Source organism: Lacticaseibacillus rhamnosus (genome assembly GCF_900636965.1).
Lineage (GTDB): Bacteria > Bacillota > Bacilli > Lactobacillales > Lactobacillaceae > Lacticaseibacillus > Lacticaseibacillus rhamnosus.
The window spans coordinates 2,619,458-2,637,300 of sequence record NZ_LR134331.1; the positions used below are offsets into that span (position 1 = coordinate 2,619,458).

Annotated in this window: 20 protein-coding genes; 7 read left to right on the plus strand and 13 right to left on the minus strand. The window is 48.0% G+C overall.

The genetic code is table 11. From position 1 onward, the window contains the following. Nucleotides 1-59 precede the first annotated feature (59 nt). Nucleotides 60-440 carry a large-conductance mechanosensitive channel protein MscL gene (mscL, locus tag EL173_RS13190; RefSeq protein WP_005714120.1) on the plus strand — a complete coding sequence of 127 codons (381 nt, stop codon included), beginning with the start codon at nucleotides 60-62 and terminating at the stop codon, nucleotides 438-440. A gap of 151 nt (nucleotides 441-591) precedes the next feature. Here mscL and EL173_RS13195 read toward each other — a convergent pair whose 3' ends face one another. From EL173_RS13195 to purR, 6 genes are all read right to left on the minus strand, one after another. Further along, complete coding sequence (locus EL173_RS13195) at nucleotides 592-1,026, minus strand: hypothetical protein (RefSeq protein ID WP_014571648.1); 435 nt, start codon at nucleotides 1,024-1,026, stop codon at nucleotides 592-594. 88 nt (nucleotides 1,027-1,114) lie between these two features. Beyond that, nucleotides 1,115-1,444 (minus strand): ASCH domain-containing protein, encoded by a 330-nt coding sequence (locus tag EL173_RS13200; RefSeq protein WP_005691038.1) that lies wholly within the window; start codon nucleotides 1,442-1,444, stop codon nucleotides 1,115-1,117. Nucleotides 1,445-1,540: 96 nt separating this feature from the next. Next, nucleotides 1,541-2,515 (minus strand): ribose-phosphate diphosphokinase, encoded by a 975-nt coding sequence (locus EL173_RS13205; RefSeq protein ID WP_005691037.1) that lies wholly within the window; start codon nucleotides 2,513-2,515, stop codon nucleotides 1,541-1,543. Between the two features lie 97 nt (nucleotides 2,516-2,612). Further along, the gene (gene glmU / locus EL173_RS13210; RefSeq protein WP_005691034.1) at nucleotides 2,613-4,001 is read right to left on the minus strand and encodes a bifunctional UDP-N-acetylglucosamine diphosphorylase/glucosamine-1-phosphate N-acetyltransferase GlmU; all 1,389 of its coding nucleotides are present in this window, start codon (nucleotides 3,999-4,001) and stop codon (nucleotides 2,613-2,615) included. 333 nt (nucleotides 4,002-4,334) lie between these two features. Further along, nucleotides 4,335-5,540, minus strand: coding sequence for a VanZ family protein (locus EL173_RS13215; RefSeq protein WP_005691032.1), 1,206 nt, complete (start codon nucleotides 5,538-5,540; stop codon nucleotides 4,335-4,337). Beyond that, a complete protein-coding gene (gene purR, locus EL173_RS13220; protein ID WP_005685246.1) occupies nucleotides 5,537-6,385 on the minus strand; it encodes a pur operon repressor in 849 nt (282 codons plus the stop codon). The genes EL173_RS13215 and purR overlap by 4 nt, the downstream gene beginning before the upstream one ends. Nucleotides 6,386-6,606: 221 nt before the next feature. Here purR and EL173_RS13225 point away from each other — a divergent pair, with 221 nt between their 5' ends. Both EL173_RS13225 and EL173_RS13230 read left to right on the plus strand, forming a co-directional pair. After that, nucleotides 6,607-7,257, plus strand: a complete 651-nt coding sequence (locus tag EL173_RS13225) for an ABC transporter ATP-binding protein (protein ID WP_005685245.1) — start codon at nucleotides 6,607-6,609, stop codon at nucleotides 7,255-7,257. Further along, entirely contained in the window at nucleotides 7,254-8,015 is a 762-nt protein-coding gene (locus EL173_RS13230; protein ID WP_005691028.1) for an ABC transporter permease, read from the plus strand. Before EL173_RS13225 ends, EL173_RS13230 begins: the two co-directional genes overlap by 4 nt. A gap of 92 nt (nucleotides 8,016-8,107) precedes the next feature. On the opposite strand, the gene EL173_RS13235 is transcribed toward EL173_RS13230, so the two are convergent. The 7 genes from EL173_RS13235 to EL173_RS13280 form a co-directional block, all read right to left on the minus strand. Beyond that, nucleotides 8,108-8,986 (minus strand): cation diffusion facilitator family transporter, encoded by an 879-nt coding sequence (locus EL173_RS13235; protein WP_005685242.1) that lies wholly within the window; start codon nucleotides 8,984-8,986, stop codon nucleotides 8,108-8,110. A 55-nt stretch (nucleotides 8,987-9,041) separates the two neighbouring features. Continuing rightward, a complete protein-coding gene (gene ispE, locus EL173_RS13240) occupies nucleotides 9,042-9,920 on the minus strand; it encodes a 4-(cytidine 5'-diphospho)-2-C-methyl-D-erythritol kinase (RefSeq protein WP_005691026.1) in 879 nt (292 codons plus the stop codon). A 249-nt stretch (nucleotides 9,921-10,169) separates the two neighbouring features. Then, entirely contained in the window at nucleotides 10,170-10,421 is a 252-nt protein-coding gene (locus tag EL173_RS13245) for a Veg family protein (protein ID WP_005685240.1), read from the minus strand. Between the two features lie 557 nt (nucleotides 10,422-10,978). Continuing rightward, on the minus strand, nucleotides 10,979-11,869 hold the full coding sequence (gene rsmA, locus EL173_RS13265; RefSeq protein ID WP_024305727.1) for a 16S rRNA (adenine(1518)-N(6)/adenine(1519)-N(6))-dimethyltransferase RsmA: 891 nt from the start codon (nucleotides 11,867-11,869) through the stop codon (nucleotides 10,979-10,981). Continuing rightward, on the minus strand, nucleotides 11,856-12,425 hold the full coding sequence (gene rnmV, locus EL173_RS13270) for a ribonuclease M5 (protein ID WP_005691019.1): 570 nt from the start codon (nucleotides 12,423-12,425) through the stop codon (nucleotides 11,856-11,858). Before rnmV ends, rsmA begins: the two co-directional genes overlap by 14 nt. Further along, the gene (locus EL173_RS13275; RefSeq protein WP_005691016.1) at nucleotides 12,422-13,201 is read right to left on the minus strand and encodes a TatD family hydrolase; all 780 of its coding nucleotides are present in this window, start codon (nucleotides 13,199-13,201) and stop codon (nucleotides 12,422-12,424) included. Before EL173_RS13275 ends, rnmV begins: the two co-directional genes overlap by 4 nt. Nucleotides 13,202-13,207: 6 nt before the next feature. Next, the gene (locus EL173_RS13280; protein WP_014571650.1) at nucleotides 13,208-13,699 is read right to left on the minus strand and encodes a PTS sugar transporter subunit IIA; all 492 of its coding nucleotides are present in this window, start codon (nucleotides 13,697-13,699) and stop codon (nucleotides 13,208-13,210) included. A gap of 214 nt (nucleotides 13,700-13,913) precedes the next feature. On the opposite strand from EL173_RS13280, the gene EL173_RS13285 reads away from it, so the two are divergent. The 4 genes from EL173_RS13285 (at nucleotide 13,914) to EL173_RS13305 (ending at nucleotide 17,823) form a co-directional block, all read left to right on the plus strand. Next, entirely contained in the window at nucleotides 13,914-14,912 is a 999-nt protein-coding gene (locus EL173_RS13285) for a tagatose 1,6-diphosphate aldolase (protein WP_005691013.1), read from the plus strand. Nucleotides 14,913-15,203: 291 nt separating this feature from the next. Next, nucleotides 15,204-16,085 (plus strand): aldose 1-epimerase family protein, encoded by an 882-nt coding sequence (locus EL173_RS13295; protein WP_014571651.1) that lies wholly within the window; start codon nucleotides 15,204-15,206, stop codon nucleotides 16,083-16,085. Nucleotides 16,086-16,220: 135 nt separating this feature from the next. Beyond that, on the plus strand, nucleotides 16,221-16,925 hold the full coding sequence (locus EL173_RS13300) for a LytR/AlgR family response regulator transcription factor (RefSeq protein ID WP_005691007.1): 705 nt from the start codon (nucleotides 16,221-16,223) through the stop codon (nucleotides 16,923-16,925). Then, the gene (locus EL173_RS13305; RefSeq protein WP_005691006.1) at nucleotides 16,912-17,823 is read left to right on the plus strand and encodes a sensor histidine kinase; all 912 of its coding nucleotides are present in this window, start codon (nucleotides 16,912-16,914) and stop codon (nucleotides 17,821-17,823) included. The genes EL173_RS13300 and EL173_RS13305 overlap by 14 nt, the downstream gene beginning before the upstream one ends. The last annotated feature ends 20 nt before the right edge of the window (nucleotides 17,824-17,843 follow it).

Here is a 17,843-nt window from a genome sequence, read left to right on the forward strand (position 1 = left end):
CTTAACGTGCAGAGTAGGTGGCAATTTCGGTACACTAACTATACGAGGGGGTTATGTTGATGTTAAAAGAATTCCGTCAATTCATCATGCGGGGCAACGTTTTGGACTTAGCTGTCGGGGTGATTATCGGTAGTGCCTTTACCGGTCTGGTTACCTCCTTGACTAAGAACCTGATTAACCCGATTTTATCAATCTTTGCCGGTAAAACCGATCTTAGCGGTTTATCCGTTACGTTATTAGGCGCCAAATTTACATACGGCAATTTTCTTAACGATGTGATTAACTTTTTGATTATCGCCTTTGTTGTTTTCATGATCGTTCGCAGTGTCAATCGTTTCTTGCCCGCCAAGCCGACCAAAGCTGCCGGGCCTACCCAAGCGGAATTGCTCACGGAGATTCGCGATTTATTAAAGGAGAAGAACGACCATTCGCAGGTTTAATTGATTAAAAAAGTCAATAAAAATCAAATGGCTCAAGGAAGACGCAGCAGCGTTATCCTTGAGCCATTTCTGTTTATTCCCATCATTTATGAACCTTCAATAACCTGCTGCGAAAACAACTCAGAAACCGTCCGCATAGCATTCTTTACGGTCACTGTCGCAAGTGGATCCTGTGCCATGCTTGCTGAAGTTGTCTGAAGCCAAGCGCCAGAGTCCATAGTATGGGTGCCGTCAAGACTAGCAATACCTGAAACACAAATTTGACAATCACAACGCCAATAGTGTCAATACCGCCGCTTTCTAGGATTGTTGCCATTACCGGTGTCGTCGCGTAAATAAAGTCTTGATAAAGATTCATATTCTTTTCCATGTCAGCTACATAATCTTTGGTTGAACGGCCAGTAGAAGCAAATCGTTGGGCGCTGTGGTCAATTTGATCAAGGTAGCGCGGTGCCAAGACCAGCCAGCTGATCAATAAATAACCATCACCGATTGTGGGCGTGAAATCGAACCCACTTGTTTTCTTAAGGTGAAAGAAAAGCATTAACAAGCCATACGCTGCAATGAGTCTCAGTCGTTTGTGCATACCAGCCACCCCACACATCACCTAATCAAGCTACCGGGTCCTATCTGAATGCTGATATCATAAGCCGAACGATCACTTTTGTATAGGGTTAGCCCAAATGAATTGCCAAAACGCCATGTTTTTTCTCTTGTTGCGGCGTATAAATGCGATAGGTGTCAGCGACCATTTTAGCCACGGAATCGGTTGGTGCACTTCCCACGGCGGTACCCTGATATTGCTGATAAAGCTGGGAAAAGGTTCCGAACTTTTCAAGCTGAGTGACTTTCTTGGTAACTTGTTGCTGAGTGGCGAGATCCTCGAACACAATTTGATCACCAACCTCTAGCTGTGGGCGCTTTTGGTCATTGAGGCGAATTTCTATTGTTTTAGTTCCTGCTTGCACCAACAGAAACTGATCATGCGCGAGTCCCATTTCCATACCATTTTTCTCCTTGTCATCACGTTGCTAAGTCCCCGCGCCACACCTGAGCCATCAAAAAAGCACACCTTACAGTGAAGGTGCGCAAACTTGATGTTACTTGGTGAATCGATTTTCGAATAATGGAGTCACGGAGCGGTTTTCCTGAATCCGCATGATTGCGCGTCCCATTAATGGGCCAACAGAAACAACATCTAACTTATCCATGTGTTTATCAGCTGGCAAGTTAATGGAGTCCGTTACGACCACCTTTTCGATGGCCGAGTGGGTCAACCGTTCAACTGCCGGGCCGGAGAAAATTGCGTGGGTGGCTGCGACCAAGACTTCGGTTGCACCGGCATCTTTCAGCGCTTGGGCTGCAAGGGTGATGGTGCCCGCGGTGTCGATCATGTCGTCAATAATGATACATTGTTTACCGGTAACATTGCCGACGATGTTCATAACTTCAGCAACGTTTGGCCGTGGCCGCCGCTTGTCGATAATTGCAATCGGCGCCTTGAGAAATTCTGCTAATTTACGCGCCCGGGTCACGCCGCCGTGATCAGGCGAAACCACAACCGTATCAGCGCCGTCATAATGGTTGCGTAAGAAGTAGTCGGCTAACAATGGTGCACCGACAAGATGGTCAACCGGAATGTCGAAGAAGCCCTGAATCTGGGCAGCATGTAAATCAAGCGCTAAGACCCGGGTTGCACCGGCACGTTCAAGCATGTTGGCAACCAGTTTAGCAGTAATCGGTTCCCGTGACCGCGCTTTGCGATCCTGACGTGCATAGCCATAATACGGCATCACGACATTAATCGTATGTGCCGAGGCCCGCCGTAAAGCATCAATCATAATCAATAGTTCCATCAGATTGTCGTTAACCGGACTGGACGTGGACTGAATCAGATACACATCATCGCCACGAATACTTTCTTCGATGTTGATTTGAATTTCACCATCGCTAAACCGCTTCACTGACGACTTTCCCAGTTGCACACCAACCTCGGCAGCAATCTTCTCTGCCAGTGGTTTGTTCGAATTCAAGGCAAAAATCTTTAATCTCGGGTCACCGTATTGCTCAGACATATGTTCCTCCACGAAATATTATAGGCTGCGAATAATTGTTCCACAAAAATCTTAGCGGATTGACGAAAAAAAGCAAGCATATAAAACGAATTATAACCTAATTCCAATCTGGATCGTTCGCGAGCGGCAGTCGTTTCCAGTAATCTTCTTTGGTCGTTTGACGCGCACGGGCAATCGCCATTGCGTGAAACGGTACATCTTTTGTAATCGTCGAACCCGCCGCAATGAAACTATGATCCGCCACTTCAACTGGGGCCACGATGTTAGAGTTAGAACCGATAAAGGCATGGTCGCCAATCGTACTATTCCATTTTTGAACGCCATCATAGTTAACAAACACAACGCCGCAACCCACATTAATATCGCTGCCCAAGGTTGCATTACCGACATACGTCAAGTGACCGACTTTGGTGCGTGCACCGATCTTGGCTTTTTTAATCTCTACAAAGTTACCAAGATGAACGTATTCGCCAATGTCTGCATCTGGCCGCAAATGTGAGTTGGGGCCGATATCACTGTGTGCGTGCATCACCGCGTGTTCGATGGTGGAACTTGTCACGGTAACATCATCTTCCAGCGTGGCATCCAGTAGTTCTGAATGGGTACCAATGTGGCAATCTTCACCAATCATGGTTTTACCTTTCAAATAGACGCCTGGTTCAATCACGGTGTCGGCACCGATTTTCACATCCGTATCAATGTAAGTCGTTGCCGGATCAATCAGCGTGACGCCATTACGCATATGCTGCTCGTTAATGCGCTGCTGCATGAGCCGGGTCGCTTGTGCCAATGCAACCCGATCGTTAACGCCCAGAGATTCGGTGTAATCCGGCATTTGATAAGCAGCAACCTTTTCACCCGCTGCCCGTAAAATGCCTAAGACATCCGGCAAATAATACTCGCCTTGTGCATTGTTGTTCTTAACCTGGTGCAGCGCTTTGAATAACGCCTGATTATCAAAAACATAAACCCCGGTGTTGATCTCGGAAATCAATGCTTCTTCCGGAGTAGCGTCTTTTTGTTCCACATTTTTAATGACATTACCGTCAGTATCGCGAATAATCCGACCATAGCCAGTAGGATCCGGGGCATTGGCAGTCAAAATGGTTGCATTGGCGCCTTTAGCTTCATGATAAGCAAACAGATCATTGAGAGTCTTAGCCGTAAACAAAGGCGTATCCCCGCTCATAATCAGCGTGGAGCCTTCCTTTTGCCCCAACAATGGCTCTGCTTGTAATACCGCGTGACCGGTGCCCAACTGTTCCGCCTGCAACACGAATTCAGTCCGCTTTCCAAGTGTCTTTTCAACTTCTTCGGCACCATGGCCAACAATGGTCACGATAGCGTCAGGATGAATGGCTTCCACCTGGCTCACCACATGCTCGACCATGCTCTTACCACAGACCGGTTGCAAAACCTTATAATACTTCGATTTCATCCGCGTCCCCTTACCGGCCGCGAGAATGATGGTGAATTTCTTTGACATATGAATACTCCATTCCTAATTATCTTATTTCATAATAGCCCAGCCAGCCGATACTGACAACAACTGAGCGCGAACCGGCGCGGTTAGAAGTCGGAGTGTAAGCGGCCTAAAACGTGATGGCCCGCTCTTGGCCATTGCGTTTTAGGTCCTTACACGCAGACTTCTGCGCCGGGGAGCGCGTTATGGGCGTAAAGGTGGATGTACGTCCTAAAACGTGATGGCCCGAGCTTTGACCATCGCGCCAGATCCTTACACACAAAACCCTACCCTCTCCTAAAACCCAACCAAAACAAAAAACAGGCCCGTCGACATCCCAAGCCTGTTTTCCAAATACTATTCATTCAACCTGTCATGCTTTTCATCCACATCCGATTTCGCATCGTCAACCTGCTGCTTAACCTCCGCTGGCACTTCAAACGTACTAACTTGAGTCGTATCAGCCCACGCATCATAGAAGAAGCGAAAATGCCGTGAGCCCACTTCCCAAACAAAATTAATCATGAACAGAAAGACCAAAACTGCAAAGAATCCTAACGCAGCCAGATTAATCTGAGTTCGTTGAAACTTAGCAAAATACGCAATAAAGAAATTGTTCAACCCTACCAAGCTGGAAAACGCCAAGCCATATAGCAGTCCTTCGCGCAATAAAAGCCGCCAAAATCCGACAGCTTGACCATCAGTACGCACAATTTTAATGCGCACCAATCCTTTTCCAAGTGTCTGGCCGTTGTTAAAGGCAGGCCAAATGACGAAGACAAAAAATAGCGGCAAAACATCTTCACTCAAAAAGTCCGGCAATTGATCCAACCCTAACAAATGAAATAGGAATTTGATCATAAGTCCGATAACTTGGCTGAATAAGACAAAATCGACTAAAAAAGCGGCTAATCGTCGGGCAAAAGTCACCCGCGCACCACGAGCCTGGCTTTTGGCGTCAATGGTATCGCGGGATGGCAACGCCCGCATCAGAATCGGCGCCAGCACCCCGCCAACCAAACCACCTGTCGTGTTAAGAATCAAATCGTCCACATCAAATAGTCGATAAGGCCGCGGATAAAAGCCATATAATCCGGACAGCTGTGTCAGCTCGAAGAATAAACTCAACCCAAAACTCATCACAATGATCTGCGGTACGCTGCGTTTAAAGTAGTACCGCAAATAAAAGCCAAATGGGATCGTTAAAACGATATTAAAGAAAGGTTGAATGAAACTGGACTGCTTGAGCGCGGCCAGCCAGGTGTGAGGATTGCTCGGCACAAAGACGGTCGTATGAATGAAATACCGCAGTGCCATTAGCGGCGTCAGATTATACTTCGCCCCAGTAAACTGTGCGACAGCCTCACGAGCCGGCAATGGCAGAATGATCAGAAAATAAGCCGACAGCAGGTAAAATACAAACGAATAAATGACAATCGCCCGCCACCAGCTAAACGCACCGTAACGCCGATAAACAACCACCAGAAACGGTAGCGCAAGCAGCAGCGCTAAAAACGGAAATGTGACTACTGCTGTTCTAACCGGTCCAAGGTAAGCACTCATTGATGACTCACCTCAAGCAACTGCCGATTCTGGCTAAGAAAATTACCGGCTGTGGCATGCAGCGTATTTGCCTTTGTATCCACTTTGTCAACGCGAATAAGCGAAGTGTAATCGTTCACCATGCGATCGCCGTCAAACTTGCCCTCAGCAAAAACCGTAATTCCGACCATTTTTGCGTTAAACTCATCGATCAACGCCTTCATGCCGTTAACGGTGCCGCCGCCTTTCATGAAATCATCGACAATCAAGACCCGCGAATTAGCCGGCAGACTGCGCTTACTCAACTCCATTTTTTCAATCCGAGCCGAGGATCCGGAAACGTAATTAACCGAAACCGTCGAACCTTCCGTGATCTTGGAGTCGCGGCGCACAATAACAAACGGCACATTCAGATATTGGCTAACACTTTGCGCAATCGGAATGCCTTTAGTGGCTACCGTCATGACCGCATCCACATTGGCTTCGCGATACTGGGTCGCAATCAGCCGCCCGATTTGACGTAAAACACTCGGTGTACCAAGTAAGTCCGAGAGATACACATAACCGCCTGGCAACAGTCGATCAGTCTCGGAAAGTCGCTTGGCCATGGCCGCAATGAAATTTTCCGCCTCATCTTCACCCATGATTGGGATATAACGAACCCCACCAGCGGCACCGGGCACAGTTTCAAGGATGCCGGTTTGTCGCTGGGCAAAAGTCCGGCGTACGATAGCCAAATCCTCACTAATAGATGACTTGGCACTTTCATAGCGTTTTGAGAAAAAAGTCAACGGTATCAGTGTGTGAGGCCGTTCCAACAAGTACCTTGTCATGTCGATTAATCGATCGCTGCGTCTAACTTTCATTATTCCGCTCCTAACTCCGAATATTTAGCTCTGTATTAACATTGTGGGATAATCTTATCCAGTATAAATGCTTTTAACGAAAATTTCGACCCTTTTACGACAAATTCTCACCGAACGTTCGCATTTGTCCCTAGTTCACTCAGATAATTTTTAAGTCGTCTCAGTAGCCTTGTATTTATTTCTATATTAGAATGGTTACAAAGAGGGGTGGAGAAATCATCATGAACTGTTTTGAATTACATCATATGACCTTTGCACCAACGCAAACAGCTATTTTAAACGACATCAATCTGGATATTCCTTGGGGGATTGATCTGACCATTGCGGGCCATTCGGGTTCTGGTAAAAGCACCTTGTTGCGATTGTTGGCGACTTTATTGACGCCAACTAACGGAACCATTCTATACAACGGTAAAGCCCAAGCCGACTACGATCCGATCGCTTATCGGCGTGAAGTTTCTTACTGCGCCCAGCAACCGGCATTATTTGGCGCCACGGTTGCTGACGATCTGCGGTTTCCATTTATGATTCGCAACACTGAAATGCCACGCGAACAAGCCGAAGCCGCGCTTGAAAGTGTCGATTTGGCTAAAAGTATGCTCGATGCGCCAACGCAAAACTTATCCGGTGGTGAACGCCAACGAGTCGCTTTGTTGCGGCATCTTTTCTTCCCGCCTAAAGTGCTGCTTTTAGACGAGGTCACAACCGGACTCGACCCGGATACTAAAACGATTATTCATGAACTTCTGAATCGCCAAAATGAAAAAGGCATCACGTTGATTCGTGTGACGCATGATGAAGGTGAACTGCAGACCGCCAAGAATCTCATGACGCTGGTTGCCGGTCAATTTGAGGAGGTTGCCAAGGTATGAATAGTCAGTTAATCGTTTCGCCGTTAGCACTTTTGTTGGCTTTAGCGCTAGTTGTGATTGCATTGGTCATTAACCTCAAAGAAGATCTGGGCATGACCAAGGATCTGATCGTAGGGGTTCTACGCGCGGTCATCCAGCTAACGGTTGTCGGGTTTGTTTTGACCTATATTATTAAAGCGGATGCCGTTTGGCTGACTTTAGCCATGGTAGCCATCATCATTTTCAACGCTGCCTGGAATGCCAAAAAACGTGCCGGCACCATTCCTGCTGCGTTTGTCACCAGCCTGTTAGCCGTCACCACTGCAACTGGGTTAACGCTGCTCATGTTAGTGTCGGTAAAGGCCATTCGGTTTATTCCGGCACAGATTGTTCCGATCAGTGGGATGATTGCCAGCAACGTCATGGTCGCGATCGGTTTAGCCTACCGCAGCCTCAACACCGAATTTAAAGACTTACGACCACAAGTACTTGAACGTCTTGCATTGGGCGCCAACCTCAAACAAGCCAGTCAGACGCTCATCGTCAATGCTATCAAAACTGGCATGGCGCCAACGATTGATTCGGCTAAAACTGTTGGGCTCGTTAGTTTACCGGGAATGATGTCCGGCTTGATTTTTGCCGGTATCGATCCTACCAAAGCCATTATGTATCAGATCATGGTAACCTTCATGCTGCTAGGCGCCACCAGCCTTGGTAGTTTTATCGCGGTCTATCGCAGTTACCCCCGCTTTTATAATGATCAAAAGCAATTACGTTAGCGGCCTTGTCCTCCGAAAATAAAAAGTTGCTGCAGAAGCGAATCTTTTTGCCTCTGCAGCAACTTTTTATATTGATGCGCTTTTACCAGCTATCAGTAAGGATTCTCCATTTTGTTATCCGGTAAATACGGCCCATATTCAACTTGAATCGTGGTGTGGGCAATGTCAAAGCTTTCTCGCAACGATAAACTCAGTGCGTCCAAGAAGGCGTCATTGCCTTCAGCAGTTGTTCGCACCACATGTACCGTCAACGCGACATCAGTTGTACTCAGCGCCCAGATGTGCAGGTCATGGCAAGATGCAACGGTTGGATAGGCGTTAACCAATGTTTTAACCGCCACTGGATCGATTTCCTTAGGCACCGCGGCCATTGCTAAATTAACGGCATCCCGCAATAAATCCCAAGTCCCGATCAAAACCACAATTGCAACTAAAATGGACATGACCGGATCAAGCCATTCCCAGCCAGTCAGCAGGATTAATCCCCCGGCTAAAACAACTCCCAGCGACACGCCAGCATCGGCAGCCATGTGCATAAACGCACCACGAATGTTCAAATCATGTTGCGAGCCGCTATGAAAAAGAATTGCAGTTGCGCCATTGACCAAAATCCCGGCACCAGCGACGACCATCATCCAGCCGCCTTCAACCGGGGCATTTTGTGACAATCGGGTAATCGCCTCGACAATAATCGCACCCATCGCCACCAGTAAAAATGCCGCATTTGCTAACGCCGCTAAAATCGACGAACTCTTATACCCGTATGTACGCTGGACAGTCGGGTGCCGATTGGAAAGCCACTCCGCAAACCACGCTAAGCCCAAGCCTAGGACGTCGCTCATATTATGAATGGCATCGGCGACCAACGCAACCGAGCCAATCCCGATTCCAAACGCAACCTCGGCAATAATGTAAATCAAATTAAGCAGAATACCCCAGAAAAAGGCTTTGTTTGGCTGAACTTGTTCCATCTTATCATCAGCTCCTCAGTTTCCTTTTCCATCATGGTTTAGTGCTACCTAAAAATCAACCCCTTAGCCGATGACTATTCGTTGACAGGCAAAATGGCCGCAACAGATAAACCTCACGACAAAATCCCTTCATGCTGTTGTAAACCCGCATCGCCCGAGAATGCTTCTGACAAAGACCAAACACAGTTGGACCGCTACCTGACATTTGAGCGATTTCTGCGCCGTACTTTTTTAACCGCTGTTTCAATGCGGTCATTTCAGGATAACGACTTGCCGTAATGGCCTCTAAACTATTCCCCATTCCGCTAATCATTTGGTTGAAATCATGGTTTTGAACCCCGGCAACGACTTCAGGTGTATTGGGGTGCAAAAGGCCGGCCTGATAGTCAATTGCATTAAGAATACTTGGCGTTGACACTGACACCCGCGGCTTAGCCAAAACAACCCAAAAGTTCGGTAAACTTCCCAATGGGGTGACCACATCACCGCGTCCGGTAACCAAGGCCGTCTCCGAGTAAACGCAGTAAGGCACATCGCTATCAACCTGTAAGCCGATGCGAGCCAGCTGCGAGCGACTATAACCTAACTGCCATAGTGAATTCAAGCCACGCAAAACGGCGGCTGCGTCACTCGAACCACCGCCCAAACCTGCAGCGACGGGAATGTGTTTTTCAATATGAATCCGCGCACCTTGGCGGATATTGGCATGGCGTTGGAGCGCCAATGCCGCTTTATAGGCCAGATTTCGCGGATCTTCAGGTAAAAAACCGCTATCTGTGGAAACCTGAATGCTATGGCTAGGCTTGATGCTCACGTAATCAGCCAAATCAACTGATGTCATCACCATCTGCCACTCATGTTCGCCGTCAGCATGACGATACAAAGCATCCAAACTTAGATTAATCTTGGCCGGTGCTTTCTCGATCAGTTCCATCTAACCACCAGTCTCTGGCGATGCATGTATTTGCAGGTAGATCAGCACACTGCAAACGCCGATGCATGCATCAACCGTATCGTTATTATTTTCAGTATACTGTTTTGCGTCCGGATTTTCATTGCCGCGTGTCAAAAATTCGTCACCTTGTACAGATCAGTCTTTCAAGAAGATAGCAAAAGGCCTCGATGCCAATGACATCGAGGCCTGCTCAAAGTAAACGATTTAATCGTCGGTTAGTATCTGAAATTATGACGCTTTTTCTTCGCCTTCGAAGGTGATCTTGATTGACTTAGTCAGAAGATCCGCGTAACTATAAGAGACACGCTCGAACGCATTTTCATTCTGGTCGAGATCGACCACAAAAATAGCCGGATAAGTTTCCTTCAAGGTCCCCCGACGCCGAGTAACCTTCTTGCGTCCTGCTTGTGCAACGACCGTTAAATTCTCACCGATTTTCCCATCGAGCTTCCGTTTGATGCTTGCTAGTGTGATTGGCATGCACTTCACCTCTTGCAATATATCATAACATGAATGCAAGAAATTTGCAATTATACCATGTGTTTCTTATTTCGGCAAGATTTTTATAGGAAGTAAGCGCGAGCCGGCGCGGTTAGGGATCGGAGTGTAAGTGGCCTCAGGCGTGATGGCCCGGGCTTGGCCATTGCGCCTGAGGTCCTTACACGCAGATCCCTGCGCTGGGGAGCGCGTTATGGGCCTAAAGGAGAACGGGTGGCCTTGGGCGTGATGGCCGGGTTTTGGCCATTGCGCCCAAGGCCCTTATGTGCAGGCTTCTGCGCCGGGGAGCGCGTTATGGGCATAAAGGAGAATACGTGGCCTCAGGCGTGATGGCCCGCTCTTGGCCATTGCGCCTGAGGTCCTTACACGCAGATCCCTGCGCCGGGGAGCGCGTTATGGACGTAAAGGAGAACGCGTGGCCTTGGGCGTGATGACCCGGGCTTGGTCATTGCGCCCAAGGTCCTTACACGCAGACTCCTGCGCCGGGGAGCGCGTTATGGACATAAAGGAGAACGGATGACCTCAAACGTGACAACCCGCTATCCCGCAATACCCAAGCCTTCACCCCGCAACGCCTCATCCAACCGTGCAAAATCCGTAATCGCCAACTGTTCTGCCCGCGTCTCCGGTGCAATCTCCGCCACCGAGAGCGCCGTACGAATAGCGGCCTTATTCGGTTTACCAAACAAAGCCACCAGATTATTCCAAAGCGTTTTACGCCGAGACGCAAACGCCCCACGGACAAGCCGGTCAAAACTGTCTGGATTTTTTACCGCTGCCAAGGGTTCTGGGCGCTGGGTCAACGTAACAATGGCCGAATCCACATTTGGTGCCGGAACAAACGCATGCCGGCTGACGGTAAAAGCTGTCGCCACATCTGCCACCAGTTGCACGGCAATACTTAAACTGCCATAATCCTTCGATCCAGGGGTCGCACTTAATCGCGCTGCCACTTCTTTTTGCATCATCACGGTCATGCTGTGCAGTGGTAAATGTGCCCGCAACAAGTGCAGTAAAATCGGCGTCGTAATGTAATAAGGCAAATTAGCAACAACTTTTAGCGTGTGGTTCCCATCAAAATGTGTCGCTACCAGCTCGGTCAAATTCGTTTTTAAAACATCTTCGTTGACCACGGTTGTATTAGGATAATCTGCAAGCGTCTCCGCGAGAATCGGCAGCAGACGATCGTCAATTTCCAATGCCACCACCTGATGCGCCTGATCAGCCAGAAACTGCGTCAGTGCACCAATTCCGGGACCGATTTCAATCACATCATCTTGCTCGGAGACATCAGCTGCTGCTACAATTTTTTGCAAAATCTGCGGGTCGGTCAAAAAGTTCTGCCCTAACCCCTTACGCATATGAAAGCCATGCCGCTTCAAAATGGCATTGGTTACGGCTGGTTGTGCCACTTTTTCATGCATGGTTATTCGCTCCTTCGTTCAACTGGGCAACTGCGGCTAGAAAATCTGCGCGACTGATTTGAAATTCAGTCAGCCGCCGTAAAAGCTGTTTGCCATTTGTATAACCGATGTGCAGCTGTTCGCCTAGCTGTTCCCGACGCTCGCGAGCACCGGTTCCACCGATCAAATGCGCTGCCAATAAATCCTGCTGACTGATCACTTGCGGAGCATCGGGCACTTCAGTAAACAAGTGCTGGAGTGCAGCCCGCAACGCCGCTGGAGAAGCATGCTCAACCCCAAGCGACCCTTTATGATCCGGCACGCCTTCCGCCCGCGGTAAAAATGCATGGGTAACACCTGGTACGGCACGCGAAATGGTTTTGCGAATCTTTTCACCAGGAAAGTCAGGATCAGTTAAGACGATCACGCCCCGTTTTGCTTGGGCTTGCCGAATCCGCGCCAATGTTGCTTCATCAATGGCACTACCGCGAGTTTCGATGGTATCGATCCTGCCAAAAGTTTCTTTTAATCGCTTAGTATCATCGCGGCCTTCTACAACCACAATTTGTTTAATCGTTGTCATGCGTCTTCCTTTAACTTGAAAATTCGGTGGGCATTATCCCATGTCTGTTTAGCAATCGTTTCTGGGGTGGTTTCGCGTAGTTTGGCTAAAGCCTCCACCACATAGCGCGTATAGCCCGGCTGATTCTGGCGGCCACGGTAAGGCGTTGGCGTTAAATATGGGGCATCGGTTTCAACCAACAAGCGGTCACTGGGGATTATCTTGGCGCTGGCATGTTCTTCCGGAGCATTTTTGAAACTGACGATGCCGGAATAGGAAATATACATCCCTAAGTCCAAAAACCGCCGTGCCCAGTCTGCTTCACCGGTGAAACTGTGCATAATCGCGCCAAATTCCTCAACATGCGCCGTTTTTAGAAGCGTATAGGTATCTTCAAAAGCATCGCGGCTGTGGATGGACACCGGTATATGCAGCGAGCGCGCCAGTTCCAGTTGGCGCCGGAATACCCGCCGTTGAATTTCACGCGGCGAAGTATTCCAGTGATAGTCCAACCCGATTTCGCCTAACGCCACCACTTTAGGATCAGCTAATTGTTCCAGCAATACGGCTTCTTTAGCGGCATCATAGTCCTTGCTTGATTCCGGATGCCAACCGACAATTGCATATAAGTTGGCATATTGATGGGCTAATTGCAGCGCGCCGGCGTTCAACGTCGTATCCGAGCCGACAATCGCCATTTTCTTCACGCCTAGCTGCCGCGCCGCTTCAATATAGCTTGCTTCCTTGCCATGATAAGGCGTGTCATTCAAGTGGGTATGGGAATCAAAAATGTCCATCAACGCTTACTCCTTTTCCGTTGCTGCCAGTAATTGTGGCAACAACTGCTCAACTTGGGTCGGTTTTCTGGCCGCAAAAAGCCGTTGTAGTTTGGCAACCGGCGACTGGGTCAAAGTTCGAATTAACTGTGCCATTCGTAACGGTTGTTGTTTAAGCTCGGGATTGAACAACATAAAGGCCCAGCTAACCGGTAAAATCCGACTCACATCGGCCAAGTCTTTGAAGGCAACCGGGATTTCAAAATGTACCACCACTAAGCAGCCCGTCTGCACCAATGAGCCTTCTAAATGTGGTATCGCAATATTAGGCAAACCACTGGCAATCTGATTCAATTGCATACCGGAAGGAAATGTCTGCTCCCGGGCAATCAGTGCCGCTTTTCCCTCTGTCTGCATCACATTGCGGGCAACCAGTTTGCGACTAATCTCATCAAAAAAACTTTCTTGGGTTGGCGTCTCTAAAAAGTAAACTAATGGGGTTGTACTAAACTCAGCCAAGCATTTCACCTATCTTTACATAAACTCAATATGGTTAGAGTATAGCACGCCAAGCCAAGCAGCTCGCAGGTGGTTTTGGGACTAAAGCTTCTATTATTGACTGACTTTCTTTGAGTTTCATGAAAATGATCGGCGAAAAATGTCTATTATTGTCATTTTGTTCTATACTAATCGTGTACTGAACATTTAAGGATTACCTAGGAGGTATTTTTACATGTCTGTTAAACTTACTGCTGGTCAGTTAGAGCATTTGAAGCAATTGTCCAATGACAACAACGTCATCTCGGCTTTAGCCATTGACCAACGCGGTTCCCTGAAGAAGATGCTTGCAGCTGCAGCTAACAAGCCAGCTGACGAAACCACGATTGTTGATTTCAAGAAAGCTGTTTCTGAAGAATTAACCAAATACGCCAGCGCGATTCTGCTTGATCCAGAATATGGCCTGCCAGCTGCCAAGGTTCGCGATCCTAAGTCCGGCCTCTTGCTTTCCTATGAAAAGACCGGCTACGATGCGACTGAACCTGGCCGTTTCCCAGATTTGATTGATAACCAAAGTGCTTTGCGCATCAAGAACGAAGGCGGCGATGCAGTCAAGTTCTTGCTGTACATTGACCCTGACGAACCTGATAGTATCAACGATCGTAAATATGCGTTTGTTGAACGGGTTGGTGCTGAAGCTAAGGCTAATGATTTGCCACTGTTCTTGGAATTAGTTTCCTACGATGGCAAGACCAACGAAACCGGCACCGCTGCATGGGCAAAAGCAAAGCCTGAAAAAGTTATCAAGATCACTAAGGAATTCAGCAAGCCGCAATACAACGTTTCTGTTTTGAAGCTTGAAGTTCCGGTTGATCAAAAGTTTGTTGAAGGCTACACCGATGAAGGCGTAACACCGGTTTACAGCAAGGAAGAAGCTGCTAAGTACTATAAGGCTCAATCCGATGCAACCGATTTGCCATTCATCTTCCTGTCCGCTGGTGTTTCCAACGAACTGTTCCTTGAAGAACTCAAATTCGCTAAGGAAGCCGGTTCAACCTTTAACGGTGTGCTTTGCGGCCGGGCAACCTGGAAGCCAGGCGTTAAGCCATTTGCTGCTGAAGGCGAAGCTGCCGGCAAGAAGTGGCTGCAAACGGAAGGTAAAGCTAACATTGATCGTTTGAACAAGGTTTTGGCTGATACTGCTACTCCTTGGACAGACAAGGTTGAAGGCTAATTCTTTTTAACTAATTAATCGTTTAAAAACCAGCCACAGATGCGGCTGGTTTTTTATATGGTGAGCGTGAGCCAGCCCGTTTAGAAACCGGAGTGTAAGTGGCCTTAGCCGTGATGGTCGGGCTTTGACCATTGCAACCAAGGTCCTTACACGCAGGTTTCTGCGCCGGTGAACGCGTTATGGCGAGTAAGGGCCAACGCAAAGATAAATCACCGACAACCATTGCAGCAGACTGGCACAGTGGTAGACTGATAGATGAATGCGTTTTCTTATTTTAGGAGGTTGTTAAGCTTGATCACAATTGAGAATCAACAATTTAAAGCCAGCATTGCCGAACGCGGTGCTGAACTGCAGTCACTCGTCAACAAAACCGATAACTATGATTATATCTGGAACGGCGACAAGACTTTTTGGAATCGCCACGCACCGATTCTGTTCCCGGCCATTGGTAAATCTAACGAAGACCAATATCGGCTAGGTGCCAAAACATTTCCGATGGGCCAACATGGTTTTGCTCGTGACTATGATTTTGAGGTCAGCGATCATAGCGACTCAGCGGCGACGTTCACCCAGCACCAAAATTCAGAAACCTTGAAAAAGTTCCCGTTTAAATATACTTTAGCCGTTACTTATATGCTAACCGAAGATGGTCTGAGCATTCATTACACCGTGACAAATGATGACAGCAATTCGATGCCGTTTGCGTTAGGGTTCCACCCAGCCTTCAACGTTGCACTGAAGGCGGATGGCAGCTTTGACGACTACGATCTGACGGTTGAACCGTTGAATAGCCCGTTGCAGCGCTTTGGTATCGGGCCGGTACCGTTTCGCAATGGTGACGTTGAAGATATTGCAGGCGCAGAAGGCAATAAATTGCCACTCACACATGATCTGTTAGACGGTGGGTTAGTGATTCTTGCTAACAGTGAAATCAGCAAAGCAACCTTATCCTCCCCGCATCACAAGCACAGTCTCACGCTTGATATCAATGACTTCCCTTATCTCACTATCTGGAGTCCTGAACATAAAAAGGCTCCGTTTATTGCGGTTGAACCGTTTGACGGGTTACCTGACCAAGCCGGCGAACCATCCGATTGGTACACCAAGCTTGGCAACACCACACTCTCTGCAGGTGCCAATAAACAGCTTGCCTTGAAAGTTGAATTGCACTAAACAATCTTTTGATGCCGCCTGAAGTTTATGCAGACGGCTTTTTTGTGCACACTTTTTGTACAAACACCATCACTAAGCGGCTGCAAAATAGTTGCGGTACAATAGCACCAAAGCGGTGAAAGGAATGAAGGGTTCATGCACATTGCAGTCATTGATGATCAAGCAGCGACTAGAGAAGCAACGGTCAAGCTCATTCGGCAGTTAGCGCAACCGTCACAGCCATTGCAGGTGGCGGCTTATTCAAATGCCGAGCAGTTCTTGTTTGCAGAAAAACCAGCCGATCTGCTGTTGCTTGATATTAAGTTGGGATCTGGCATGGACGGCATGGCGCTTGCCAAAAAAATCCGCCAACATGATCCCGAAACCGCCATCGCTTTTGTCAGTAACTATGATGAATTCGTGTTCGATGGTTACGACGTGAACGCGATTGACTACATCCTCAAGCCGCTTACGGTAGCAAAACTCAAGCACCTAATTGAAAAGGTAGCTGGCCAGACGCAGCCAAAACTCTTGGCATTGCAAACCGCTGCCGGTCTAGTACGCGTGCCAATGTATGACATCAGCGCCATCGAAGTCACGGATCACCGGCTTCAAGTCCATACGCAAAAAAATCACTATCTGGTAAACGGACAGTTAAAAGACTTTTTACCGCGCTTAGATGACAACTTTATTCAGATTTACCGCTCCATCGTCATTAACCTGAATTTCCTCTCGCAGCTGGATAAACGAACCGTTGTGATGGCAGATGGCACCACTTATCCCGTTTCCCGCCAGCAGGCACCGCTAGTTAAACAGGCATTCTTCAAGCATTTTCGGGGGTTGACCCATGACAGCAATTAGTTGGTTCTGGCTGGTCGCCTTTGGGTTGCTAGTAGTAGGTTGCATGTCGCAGTTATGGTGGATTTTTCGGCGCCAGCAAAACTGGCCGGTGCGCTGGTTAAACCTCATCATTGTCATCGTATCGTTGAGCAGTTGGTGGTTATGGCCGCTTCCGGTTGTCCGCGGCTTGCTTTTTACCATCACTGTGTTAGCAGGCAGTTTGGAGTTCATCTTGATTCGCCAATTTCTCAACGACCAGGATGCGGTGTTTGCCCGCAGTCTTGATAAAATGATGGCTCAATATTCAGAAGAAGTACAAGAACTTTATGCGAATATGCGCGGCTGGCGGCATGATTATCACGACCACCTCCAAGCTTTAAAAGCCTACTTAGACAATCAAGATACTGCTGCCGCGCGCCAATATCTAAATGAACTGGAAGACAAGCTTGATGCGGTTGATCCACTCGTGCATTCCGGTAACGCCATGCTTGACGCCATCGTAAATGCTAAATTGACGTTGGCCGAACGACTGCACATTCCGGTAAACGAAAAAGTCATTGTCGGCAACACCCCACTGATCAAGGATGTTGACCTTGTTGTGATCTTAGGAAACTTACTCGATAACGCCATTGAAGCAATCAGTGAACAGCCACCCCACGAAAAACGTCAGCTACGGCTTTACATCGGCATCGTTAAACAGCAATTTTACATCTCGGTCACCAACACCCGGCCGGCCGATCAAGTCATTGACTATCAATATGCCTCAACCAAAAGCGATAAACGAGGATTGGGCATTCGCCGGGTCAATAAATTAGTGGCAAAATATGACGGCATGATCAATCGTCAGTATGAAGCTTCGGTTTTTGTGACCGAAATTGCCATTCCCATTCACGCAGCCAAACCGACCACTCACGCATAATTTGCGTCAGCGAGTCGGTT